This is a genomic window from Polaromonas sp. CF318 (assembly GCF_000282655.1).
Taxonomy (GTDB): Bacteria; Pseudomonadota; Gammaproteobacteria; order Burkholderiales; family Burkholderiaceae_C; genus Polaromonas.
This window is the reverse complement of sequence record NZ_AKIV01000141.1, coordinates 20109-31895: the sequence shown is the minus strand read 5'-3', so window position 1 is coordinate 31895 and position 11787 is coordinate 20109. Positions and strand designations below refer to the sequence as shown.

Below are 11787 nucleotides of genomic sequence, written 5' to 3'. Positions count from 1 at the left end.
CGCACCGCGCCTTGCATCCCATCCCGAGAAGGGGCTTGCGCGGCCCCGTTTAGGCCGTGAACAGGTTCTTGGCACGGCGATAACGCCAGGCACGCTGTGCCGCACGGCAAAACCCCAGCAGTCGCGGTAAAACGCCAGCGCCTGGCGCAAATCGGCGCAGCGCAGCACGGCCGGTGCGCGCGCGCAGAGGACTTCGGTCATGGCGGCTTTCATGGTGCGGTCACTCATGCGGCGGCCTTCAGGCCGGCCTGGTGCAGATCGGCTACGGCCTGCGGCAGGCGCGGGCCAAAGCCGATCAGGTAGAGCGCGTCCAGCGCCACCAGCGCGCGGCGCTTATAGGCGGGTGTGAGTTCCAGGCCTGGGCGCTGCCAGAATTTTTCGAGTCCGCCGACGGCCTCGATGCCTTGCGTGGTGGTGACGATCACGTCGGGCGCGGCGGCGACCACCGCCTCGGGTGTCATCGCGCGGTAGCCGGCGAAATTGCTGGCGCCGCCGGCGGTAATCAGGGCGTTGTCCAGGCCCGCATAGTTCAGCATCGCATGCGCGGCGGTTTTCTCGCCGGCCACCTGCGGCGAGCCTGAGTGCGAAAGGATAAAGATGGCACGGGGTTTGCGGCCGCCTTTGCGGGCGACGGCGGCCACTACCTCGGCCCACTGGGCATCGAGTTTGGCCTGCAGCGCGGTGGCCTGGGCCACGCGGGCCGTAGCCCGCCCTACCGCGGCAACCTTGCGCTGCACTTCGGCCCAGCTGTGGTCGGCTTCCACCAGTTCCACCTTGACGCCGGCGTTGCGGATCTGGTCCATCACCACATGCGGGCCGGCTTCGGTGGTACCGATGACCGCATCGGGTTTGAGCGAGAGCAGGCCTTCGGCCGACAGCTGGCGCATATAGCCGACCTTGGGCGTCTGCAAGGCCGCGGCCGGGTAAAGGCTGGTGGTGTCGGTGCCGACGAGTTGCTTTTCAGCGCCCAGCGCGTAGACGATTTCCGTGGTCGCGCCGCTCACCGAGACGATGCGCGGCATCTTCGCCGGCGCCTGGGCCTGCGCAGCAGTCGCAGACAGGCCGCAAACGCCGGAGGCGGCGGAAACCACCGGCAGTGAAAAATACCGCAAGGCGTCGCGTCGGCGGATTGGAGGAAGGGCTGCTGTCATGGGAAGCCTTGTGGGGAAAAGTTTTGCTCAAAGAGGTCTTCATGCGATGTTCTGCGCGATGCGCCAGAGCACGCCCGACGGGTCGGTGAGCACGAAATCGCGCTGGCGCCAGGGCTGGTCTTGCGGCGGCACGGTGCGCACGCCGTAGCGGCCGACAATGTCCGATTGCTGCAGCCGCGCCCACCAGCTTTCGACGTCCTGCACGATCAGGTGCATCATGAAATTGCCGGCGTGCTCGGCCACATAAAAGTTTTGCAGGAAAAAGGCCGTGCCACCCAGGCGCATATAGGCCAGGGTGTCGTCCGACCAGGGGCTCTCAAATCCCAGCTCTTCATAAAACCGCTTGGACAGCGCGAAGTCTTTCGCAGGCACAAAGGCCTTGATCTCCATCGCGCCGAAACCGTTTGTGCCACCGCTCATGCGACTTCCTTGAGCCTGGGCAGCCGCGCCACGATGTCGCGCCAGGCCTGCAGTTCGGGAACGCCGGGTTTGCGCGCGCCGAAGAACATCGCCATCAATTCGCCCGCGCCGTCGAAGACTTCCACCGAGGTGACCAGTCCCTCGGTCGTGGGCTTCTCGACAATCCAGGCGCTCTTGACCAGGTCCTCGCGCAGGTGCAGGTTAAAGCCCGCATCGAGCACATTGATCCACTGCGCGGTGGGCGTGACCATGGGCTCGATGCGTTTGACCGGCCCGGTGTGGATCTGGATGCAGCCTGGGCTGCCGACAAACACCATGATGGGCGTGCCGTCCATGGAGGCTTCGTCGAGCAGCTTGCGCACAATGCCCAGGTCGGCTTTTTGGGTGAAGCGGCCTTCGACCAGGCGAAAAGCCTGCTGGCGCTCCGCGCCGGCTTTGCCGATCAGGCCGAAAAATTCGTGCGTGTCCTTCATCTCGCTCCAGCCCTGGGCCAGCGCGGCTGCGTCGATATCCGCGTCGAGTTTGGGCACGGCCTTGGGGCTGGCGGGCGTGAAGGCGCAAACCTTGTCTGCGTCGCTGAACTGGTTGGCCACGTCCCTGAAGGCTTCGCGGTCGGTCTCGGGCCGCGCAAATATCTTGTGCACGGCCACACCGTGCGCGTCAAAAAACTGCAGGCTTTCCGAAGCCGGGTTCTTGGGGTCGTTGGCCGGCTCGAAGACGTAAAAACCCGCATGCCAGCGGCTGAAGAAGATGCGCAGGTCGATGTCCTCACCGAGGGCCAGGCCCATCTGGCCCTGCGCGCTGATATTGCGGTAGACACCGGTTTTCTCATGCACGGTGGCTTCATTGCGCGTGAGCGCCATGACCGGGCCGCACAGTTCCAGCGCCTGCAGGATCTCGACCCAGGGGCCTTTGAGTGGTGTGGCCTTGAGGGCATGCTCGTGCGTGCCGACGTGGGCCGCGACGGCCTGGCCTTCGGTGATGCCCAGGCTCTCGGCGGCATCTTTGGCACGCTTGCCGCTGCTGCGCGCGGCGGCGAAGCGCTCGCGCAGGGCGGCAGGGTTCGGGGATGCAATGTCGGCATCTGCCTGGCTTGCGGCATCGGGCCGCGTCTGGGTTTGAAGGACTGCGCTCATTGAAGGGTCTCCGGGGTTGTGTGCCAAAGCACGCGGTGGGGGTCAAAATTGTCTGTAGGCAAAAGCACCTGCGGTGGCTGGTCAGCGCCCGGTTGCAGCACCCGCACCCACAAGGGATGCAGGTTGGCGGCAATGGCCCTGAAATCCGGCGGCGCGCCGGCGTGGCGCGACAGCATGAAGAGGTTGGCGATGATTTTTTGGGCCAGCAAGGCACGCTGCCCTTCGCAGCAGGCCTGGGCATGGCCGGTCATCAGCGCCAGCGTCCCGGCCAGCAGGGCTTGCGCCGGAGGCAGGCCCTGCGCGTCGGCCGCACCGCTGTCGCCATCGCTGGCACCGTGGTCGGGAAACTGGTTCATGCGCTTTCCTTTCTGCTTGTCAAAGATTCAGCACGGCATCAGAAATCGGCGACCAGCGAGACGTTGAAATAACGGCCCGGCTGGCTGTAGGCGTCGCGGAAGGAAGAGTTGGCCGCCACGCCGCGGACATCCGACCAGTTCCAGTACTTCTTGTTCGTCAGGTTGATCAGGCCGACATTCAGGCGCAGGGTTTTGCTGAAACGCCACTGGCCGGTCAGGTCCAGCGTGGTCGCGGACGGCACGGCGAACTGCGTGGTCGCCACCGGCACCGCGGGCGGCGAGGCGGCAATGGTCTGCGCGCTGATGTCGTCGAACTTCTTGGCCGAATGGTGACTTGCGTCCAGGCGCACATCCCAGGTCGCAGTCTCGTACTTCAGGCCGACGCTGAGTTTGGCCGGGTCTATGGTGTCCAGAGGCTTGCCGGTGTTTTTCACGGTGCCCTTGGTGTAGCCATAGGAGAACGGCGTGCTGAGCTTGCCTTCGCCGAACTTGCCCCAGTTCATGTCGCCCTTGATCTCAAAACCGCTAATGGTGGCGTTGTCGATGTTGATCGACTGGATCACGGCGGGGTTGGCGGGGTTGCCGAAGGCGCCGCTGACGATGGCGCCGTCCTGGATCAGGTCTTTGAAGCGGCCATAAAACACGGCCGTGTCGAAACTCAGCTGCTCCAGCCGCGCGCGAACGCCGAATTCGACGTTGCGGCTCTTTTCGGGCTTGAGGTTGGGATTGGGCACGGTGCGGTAGCCGCCGGTCAGGTTCTGGAAGAAGCCGTTCACCTGCCCCGCATTGGGAGCGCGGAAACCGCTGGCGTAGTTGCCGAAGAAGCTCCACTGCGGCGTGGCGCGGTAAATGACACCGACCTTGGGTGATACGGCCGAGCCCGACATGGACACCGCGGGCACCGGGAAGCCGGCCTGAGCCGCGTCGATCTTGAAGCTGTCGGCGCGCACGCCCGGCGTCACGCTCCAGTCCCCCTGAATGAATTCATCCTGCATGTAGACGGCGGTGGCGGTTTCCGTGGTGTCGGGGAATCGTTTGAGCGGGAAGGTTTCACCGGCGGGCGGCACCAGGCCGGTCTGCAGGTTTTCGATTTTTGCGCTGGTGTGGTCCAGGCCGTAGGTGATCTTCTGCGCCGAGTTGGGGCCCGTGCGGATGGTCTTGTCGGCCTGGATGCCGGCTTGCAGCGTGCGTTCGCTGTAGGTAGTGTCGCGCGTGCGTACCTGTGGCAGCGCCGTGCGCCGCTCATAGGTGAAGTCGTTGGACTTTGCATGCTGGTAGCTGAGCACCGTCTGGATGTTGTCAGCCAGCGTGGCGTCCACCTTGTATTTGGCGTCCCAGGTCAACCGGTCGCGGTCCATCTTGCCGGTCGAGTAAGAGTCCAGCACAGTGGCCGAGCGCGCGGTCAGCAGGTTGTAGTCGCTCTTCTTGTCGACGTGCTCGAAGGTGATCACGTGTTTTTGCGAGGCGGTCGGCGTCAGCACGACTTTGCCGAGCAGGGAATTGGTCTTGTCGCTTTGCGGGTTGGGTGCCGTGCGGGTGAAGCCGGTGCCGCTGTTGTCGCCGCGGTTTTCCAGTTCCTTGCCGCTACTGGTGGCCACATTCAGTTGCCAGGCCAGCACTTCGTTGGCGCGGCCGGCAATCGTGCCGCTGACGGCGGTCTCGTTGTTGTCGCCGCTGTAGCTGATGGACGCGCGGCCGCCCAGCGACTTGCCGTCCCGCAGGTAGTCGTCCGGCTCGTAGGTGATGAAATTGACCAGGCCGGCAATGCCGTCGGAGCCATACAGCGCGGAGGCCGGGCCCTTGACGATTTCGATGCGCTTGATGAGGTCTATGGACACGCTGTCGCGCCCGAAAGAATTGGGGCTGAAGGCATAGCTGCGTGGAATGCGTATGCCGTCCACCATCATCAGCACGCGATTTCCGTCGAGGCCGCGGATATTGAAGCCGGCATTGCCCTCGCGGCCGGTATCGCCTTGCGCCAGGCCGAAACGCGCGGGTGCACGGCGCACGGAGACGTTGGGAATGTTTTTGGCCGCATCGCGGATGTCCCTGATCTGCCCCTGCTCGATGTCGTCGGCATCGATCACGTCGATGGTTTGCGGAATGTCGTCGACCGACTGCTCGCCGCGCGAGCCGCTGACGACGATTTCTTTCAGGGCGGCGACTTGCACCGCGGCGGGCACTGCCTGTGTCTGCGCGGCGGCAAAGCCGGCGCCACAGGCCAGGGCGGTCAACAGGGAGATTTCGCGCAGCGCGAAACGGGAAGAAGGATGGATGGAAGTCATGCAAGCCCAAAGTAAGAGGTTTGGAGGGCTTGCTGCGGCAACGAGGTGGGCCCGTGGGCTCCCGGTCACTTGTGGCTGGCTCTGGAGAGACCGAAGTATATGCGAATTATTCTCATTCGCAACATTTGGATGCAAAATAAATCAGGGGAAACATCCGTCCTGGCGCGTCTCCCACTCTGCGCCCAGCCCCTCAGTCACCATCAGGTCATAGAGGGCCGCGAGGATGAATGGCCACACGCGAGGCAGTAACGCCTATTCAATCAATAGTAAATATCAATCGTTAATACAACATTAAAAGCCATATACTATCGATTCGCCGGCAAGTTTTAGCCTTTTTTCATCACCTATAGGAATCCATCTAGATGTCCCTGATCAATACCCAAGTCCAGCCCTTCAAAACCCAAGCCTTCCTCAATGGCAAGTTCATCGACGTTTCAGACGAATCGCTGAAGGGCAAATGGTCGGTCCTGATCTTCATGCCGGCCGCATTCACTTTCAACTGCCCCACGGAAGTCGAAGATGCCGCCGACAACTACGCCGAATTCCAAAAGGCCGGTGCAGAGGTCTACATCGTGACCACCGACACCCATTTCTCGCACAAGGTCTGGCACGAAACATCTCCTGCCGTCGGCAAGGCCAAGTTCCCGCTGGTGGGCGACCCGACCCACACGCTGACCAAAGCCTTTGACGTGTTCATTCCCGAAGAAGGCCTGGCACTGCGCGGCACCTTCGTGATCAACCCCGAAGGCGTCATCAAGACCGCCGAAGTGCACTCCAACGAGATTGCACGCGACGTCAAGGAAACCCTGCGCAAGCTCAAGGCCGCCCAATACACGGCAGCCCACCCCGGCCAGGTTTGCCCCGCGAAGTGGAACGAAGGCGCCAAGACCATCGCCCCGTCCATCGACCTGGTCGGCAAGATCTAAGCGCCCTGCTGCCCTCCTGACAAGGCCCGGGGGCCCGGCACATGTGTGCCGTCCCGGGCTTTTTTGTTCCCTTTTGATCCCGTTTTGCCATTGAAAGTGAGTCCCCCATGCTCGACGACGCCACCAAAGCCCAACTGAAAAGCTACCTCGAACGCGCCACGCAACCGATCGAAATCGTTGCCTCGCTCGACGACAGCGAAGCCTCCGGCGAAGTGCTGTCGCTGCTCAAGGACGTCGCCGAAGCCTCGCCGCTGGTCAAGCTGACGGAGAGCCGCGACGACAATCACCGCAAGCCTTCGTTTTCGATCAACCGCCCCAGCGAAAACCACGGCCCGCGTTTCGCCGGCCTGCCCATGGGCCATGAATTCACCTCGCTGATCCTTGCCTTGCTGCAGGTCGGCGGCTACCCACCCAAAGTCGAGCAGGCCGTGCTGGAACAGATCCGCGCGCTCGACGGCGATTTCGAGTTCGAGATTTACGTCTCGCTAACCTGCCACAACTGCCCCGACGTGGTCCAGGCGCTGAACCTGATGGCGGTGCAGAACCCGCGCATCCGCGCCACCATGATTGAAGGCGGCATGTTCCAGGACGAAGTCAAGGAACGCCAGATCATGGCGGTTCCCACGGTGTTCCTCAACGGCACCGAATTCGGCCAGGGCCGCATGAGCCTGGAGGAAATCCTCGCCAAGATAGACACCAGCGGCGTCGAACGCGAAGCCAAAAAGATAGACGGCAAGGATGCCTTCGACGTGCTGATCGTCGGCGGCGGCCCGGCCGGCGCCGCCGCGGCAGTGTATGCCGCGCGCAAGGGCATACGCACCGGCGTGGCCTCGGAGCGCTTCGGCGGCCAGGTGCTGGACACCATGGGCATCGAGAACTTCATTTCCATCAAGGAAACCGAAGGGCCCAAATTCGCCCACGCGCTGGAAGAGCACGTGCGCAACTACGACGTGGACATCATGAACCTGCAGCGCGCCAAGGCCTTAATCCCGAACAGCGGGCCGGACAAAAACCTGATCGAAGTCCAACTTGAAAACGGCGCTTCGCTCAAGAGCAAGTCCATCGTGATTTCAACCGGCGCGCGCTGGCGCAACATCAACGTGCCCGGCGAGCACGAGTTCAAGAACAAAGGCGTGGCCTACTGCCCGCACTGCGACGGCCCGCTGTTCAAGGGCAAGCGCGTGGCGGTCATAGGCGGCGGCAACTCGGGCGTCGAGGCGGCCATCGACCTGGCGGGCATCGTCGGCCATGTGACGCTGATCGAGTTCGACACCGCGCTGCGCGCCGATGCCGTGCTGCAGCGCAAGCTGAACAGCCTGGCGAACGTCACGGTGATCACCAACGCGCAGACCACCGAAATCACCGGCGACCAAAAGGTCAACGGCCTGGTCTACAAGGACCGCGCCGGCGGCGAGCTGAAAACCGTGGCCCTCGAAGGCGTGTTTATCCAGATCGGCCTGGTGCCCAACACCGACTGGCTGAAGGGAACGGTCGAGCTGTCGAAACACGGCGAGATCATCGTCGATGCCAAGGGCCAGACCTCGGTGCCCGGCGTGTTCGCGGCCGGCGACGTGACGACGGTGCCCTTCAAGCAGATCATCATCGCGGCCGGCGAAGGCGCGAAGGCCGCCCTCAGCGCCTTCGACTACCTGATCCGCAGCCCCATCGCCGCGCAATAAGCCGGTGAAACGCTGAATGCAAAGCCGCCCCCGTCCGGGCGGCTTTTTTTTGCACGCCGGAAGAGGAAAGGGGAAAGGCCAGCAAAAACCGCACGGGCTCTACCGTCTTTCAGATGAGAATTACTCTCATCGGTGATATAGTTCGCTGCCCCTTCTCTCGCTAGCCAGACACCCCAGCAGCCTCTCGCGCTGCCAGGCGCAGCAAGCCAACAACCTGCCCACGCGGCTCCTGAATTCCGCCACCCGCCGTGGCGCATCGGGCCGTCGTGCGCACGCCAGTTTCCTGGCGATCCTCCCCTGGAGTTTTGACTTGCCCAGCTTGCATTCGCCGCGCGCCGCACGGCGCCTGGCCCCGTTTACCATTCTGTCCCTGGCCGCCGCGCTCCAGGGCGCCTATGCCCAGGCCCCTGCCGAAACCACCCTGCGTGAGGTGCAGGTGAGCGCCGAGCCCGAAAAAGAAACCGCCACCGGCCCGGTGATCGGCTATCGCGCCAAAAGAGCCTCCACCGCCACCAAAACCGACACGCTGCTGTCCGAAACACCGCAAGCCGTCACCGTCGTCACCAGCGAGCAGATCAGCGACCAGGGCGCCACCAACCTGCAGGACGCGCTGGGTTACGCCGCTGGTGTGCGTTCCGATGCCTATGGTCTGGACTCGCGTACCGACTCGGTCCGGGTGCGCGGCAGCAATCCCGACAACTACCTCGACGGCCTGCGCGAGGCCTACGGTTACTACACCAGCCGCACTCGCGCCGATCCCTACACGCTGGAGCGGCTGGAAGTGCTGCGCGGTCCCTCGGGCATGCTGTTCGGCGCGGGCACGGCCGCCGGCGTGATCAATATGGTGAGCAAGAGGCCGCAGGCCGAGACCCAGCGCGAGATCGGCGTGCAGTACGGCAGCTATGGCCGCAAGCAACTCCAGGTAGACCTGACCGGCCCACTCACGCAGGACGGTGAGTGGCTGTACCGGTTGGTCGCGCTCAAGCGCTCGTCCGGCACGCAGGTGGACTTCGTGCCGGACGACCGCAGCCTGGTCGCACCCTCGCTGACCTGGCGGCCCAGCGCCGCCACCTCGCTGACCTTGCAAGCGCTGTGGCAGAAAGACAAAAGCGGCTCGACCTCGCAATTTTTCCCATGGGAAGGCACGCTGCTGCCCAACCCCAACGGCCGCCTGCCTACCAGCCGTTTTATCGGTGAGCCCGGCGACTACTACAACTCCGAGCGCAAGACTGTCGGCTGGCTGTTCGAACACAAGTTCAACGACGGCTGGACGGTACGCCAGAACTTCCGCATTTCAAGCAACGAGAACGACAACCGTTACCACTATGGTGATTTCTTCACGTCACCGGGCAGTTGGGGATCGGATCCGGTGGCCAAACGGCGGCTGGGCCGCATCAACGACAGTTCGCTGACACGCAACCGCATTACGGCGCTGGACAACCACGCCGAAGGCCATTTCAGCACCGGTGCCCTGCAGCACACATTGCTGTTCGGCGCGGACTTCGCGCGCCACCGCGAGAACGTCTGGTCGGGCGCCACGGTCAGCGACATAGACGCCTATGCACCGGTCTACGGCAACCTGCTGATTCCGGAACGCAGCGCGCTGCCGCGCACCACCCAGCGCCAGACCGGCCTGTATGTGCAAGACCAGATGAAGTGGGACCACTGGATCGTTACCGCGGGACTGCGCCATGACAAGGCCGTCGCAGGCGCCGACGGCAGCCCCGAGGAAGAAAGCAAGGCCACGACCAAGCGCCTGGGCCTGATGTACGCCCTCCCCTCGGGCTGGTCGCCTTATGTGAGTTACAGCGAATCGTTCACGCCACAGGCCGCCATCAAGGGACAGGTATTCAAGCCGCTGCGCGGCGAGCAATGGGAACTGGGCCTGAAATACGAGCCGGCGGGCCGAGCGCTGGCCTTCAGCGCCGCGCTCTATGACCTGCGCGAGAAAAACCAGATTGCCTCGCCGCTGCCCGACACCTATACGCAAGTCGGCGCTACCCGCACCAAGGGGCTGGAGCTCGAGGTCAAAGGCCCCGTTACACCGAACCTGGAACTGGTCGCGCATTACAACTACACCGAACTGGACAAACAGCTCGAAGGCCTGCCCAAGCACCAGGCCAGCGCCTGGGCCAAATACCGGTTCGCCATCGCCGGCGTGAACGGTTTCTCGGCCGGCGCCGGCGTGCGCTGGATGGGCGCCTTCAACGACCAGCAGGGCGGCGGCAACGGCCCGCGCATCCCCAGCGTCGCCTTGCTGGACCTGATGTTCGCCTATGACACCGGGCAGTGGCGCTACGCCGTCAACATCAACAACGCGACCGACAAGACCTATTTCAGCACCTGCCTGGCGCGCGGTGACTGCTGGTACGGCGCGCGGCGCAACCTGGTGGCCAGCGCCACCTACCGTTTCTAGGCACAAAGGAGCATCGTGATGAACAGCCGCAAGGTCAAAACCTGGACCTGGATCCACAAATGGAGCAGCCTGGTCTGCACGGTCTTCATGCTGCTGTTGTGCCTGACCGGGCTGCCCCTGATCTTTCACCATGAGATCGGCCACCTGCTGGGCACCGAAGTGGAGGCGCCCGACCTGCCAAAGGACACGCCGCGCGCCAGCCTCGACAAGGTGATGCAGGTCGCGCAGGCGCTGCATCCGGGCAAGGTGCCCATGTTCGCTTCGCACGAGATCGACGACGACCGCTTCTGGTACGTCACGCTGGGCGACACGCCGACCTCAGAGGTCGGCAACAAGACCGTGGCCGTCGACGCGCGCACCGCGGCAGTGCTGGCCCAGCCCAAGTTCGACGAAGGCTTCATGTACATCATGTTCAAGCTGCACGTGGACCTGTTCGCCGGGCTGGCCGGCAAACTCTTCCTCGGTTTTATGGGCCTCTTGCTGCTGGTGGCGATTGTGTCGGGCGTGGTACTGTACGCGCCCTTCATGCGCAAGCTGGACTTCGGGGCCGTGCGGCAAAGCCGGCCGCGTGCCAGATGGCTGGACCTGCACAACCTGCTGGGCATCGTGACGCTGGTGTGGGCCTTCACCGTGGGTGCCACCGGGATGATCAACACCTGGGCCGACCTGGTGATCAAATACTGGCAGTACGACCAGCTCAGCGCGCTGCTGGCCCCCTACCAGGGGCAAACGCCGCCGGCTCGCCTGGCCTCGGTGCAGCAAGCAGCATCGTCGGCCACCGCGCTCGCTCCCGACATGAAGATGGCTTTCATCGCCTTTCCGGGCACGACGTTTTCCAGTCCGCACCATTACACGGTGTTCCTGCGCGGCAACGAGCCCTTTAATTCACGCCTGCTCAAGCCGGTGCTGGTGGATGCGGGCACCAACGCGCTCACCGCCAGCCCGCCGTTGCCCTGGTACCTCACGGCACTGTTGGTATCGCAGCCGCTGCACTTCGGCGACTACGGCGGGATGCCCATGCAAATCCTCTGGGCGCTGCTGGATATCGCGACCATCATCGTGCTGGGCAGCGGCCTCTATTTATGGCTCAAGCGCCGCAACCCGGCTGTGGCGGCGAAGCCGGCCACGACCGCACATGCGCCGGATCCGCGCGCACTCGCCCACAAAGCGCCGGGCGGTGCCGCATGAGCGCGGCAGCAAACTCTTTCTGGCGCCTTTGGCGCTGGCCGCTGGTGCTGGGCCTGCTCAGCACCAGCGGCTTGCTGAGTGCGCTGGTCTCCGACGGCTGGGGCGACTGGTGGGCCTGGTTGAGCCTGGGCCTGCCGGTGGCTGTGATGGCTTGGTGCGCATGGGTGCCACGCCAATCGTCCGGGCGCTGAGCAGCAGCCAGACCTTGGCGCCGGCATGGCGTCGCGGTG

General features: G+C 63.9%; 11 protein-coding genes. 5 read left to right on the top strand and 6 right to left on the bottom strand.

Annotation, left to right across the window (positions count from 1 at the left end):
- The 6 genes from PMI15_RS24970 to PMI15_RS21655 form a co-directional block, all read right to left on the bottom strand.
- A partial coding sequence (locus PMI15_RS24970; RefSeq protein WP_007874213.1) for a VOC family protein occupies positions 1 to 228 on the bottom strand: 228 nt, incomplete at its 3' end.
- A complete protein-coding gene (locus PMI15_RS21675) occupies positions 225 to 1151 on the bottom strand; it encodes a hemin ABC transporter substrate-binding protein (RefSeq protein WP_007874211.1) in 927 nt (308 codons plus the stop codon). The genes PMI15_RS21675 and PMI15_RS24970, both read right to left, overlap by 4 nt.
- A 39-nt stretch (positions 1152 to 1190) precedes the next feature.
- Positions 1191 to 1571 (bottom strand): VOC family protein, encoded by a 381-nt coding sequence (locus tag PMI15_RS21670; RefSeq protein WP_007874209.1) that lies wholly within the window; start codon positions 1569 to 1571, stop codon positions 1191 to 1193.
- Complete coding sequence (locus PMI15_RS21665) at positions 1568 to 2707, bottom strand: hemin-degrading factor (RefSeq protein ID WP_007874206.1); 1140 nt, start codon at positions 2705 to 2707, stop codon at positions 1568 to 1570. Before PMI15_RS21665 ends, PMI15_RS21670 begins: the two co-directional genes overlap by 4 nt.
- The gene (locus PMI15_RS21660) at positions 2704 to 3063 is read right to left on the bottom strand and encodes a hypothetical protein (RefSeq protein ID WP_007874204.1); all 360 of its coding nucleotides are present in this window, start codon (positions 3061 to 3063) and stop codon (positions 2704 to 2706) included. The genes PMI15_RS21665 and PMI15_RS21660 overlap by 4 nt, the downstream gene beginning before the upstream one ends.
- A 38-nt stretch (positions 3064 to 3101) precedes the next feature.
- A complete protein-coding gene (locus tag PMI15_RS21655; RefSeq protein WP_007874202.1) occupies positions 3102 to 5348 on the bottom strand; it encodes a TonB-dependent hemoglobin/transferrin/lactoferrin family receptor in 2247 nt (748 codons plus the stop codon).
- Between the two features lie 362 nt (positions 5349 to 5710).
- On the opposite strand from PMI15_RS21655, the gene ahpC reads away from it, so the two are divergent.
- From ahpC to PMI15_RS21630, 5 genes are all read left to right on the top strand, one after another.
- Positions 5711 to 6274: an alkyl hydroperoxide reductase subunit C gene (gene ahpC, locus PMI15_RS21650; RefSeq protein WP_007874200.1), complete on the top strand. Its 564-nt coding sequence runs from the start codon at positions 5711 to 5713 to the stop codon at positions 6272 to 6274.
- 107 nt (positions 6275 to 6381) lie between these two features.
- The gene (ahpF, locus tag PMI15_RS21645) at positions 6382 to 7953 is read left to right on the top strand and encodes an alkyl hydroperoxide reductase subunit F (RefSeq protein ID WP_007874198.1); all 1572 of its coding nucleotides are present in this window, start codon (positions 6382 to 6384) and stop codon (positions 7951 to 7953) included.
- Between the two features lie 310 nt (positions 7954 to 8263).
- Positions 8264 to 10369, top strand: a complete 2106-nt coding sequence (locus PMI15_RS21640; RefSeq protein ID WP_007874195.1) for a TonB-dependent siderophore receptor — start codon at positions 8264 to 8266, stop codon at positions 10367 to 10369.
- 18 nt (positions 10370 to 10387) lie between these two features.
- Positions 10388 to 11557, top strand: a complete 1170-nt coding sequence (locus tag PMI15_RS21635) for a PepSY domain-containing protein (protein ID WP_007874188.1) — start codon at positions 10388 to 10390, stop codon at positions 11555 to 11557.
- Complete coding sequence (locus tag PMI15_RS21630; RefSeq protein ID WP_007874180.1) at positions 11554 to 11748, top strand: hypothetical protein; 195 nt, start codon at positions 11554 to 11556, stop codon at positions 11746 to 11748. Before PMI15_RS21635 ends, PMI15_RS21630 begins: the two co-directional genes overlap by 4 nt.
- Positions 11749 to 11787 lie beyond the last annotated feature (39 nt).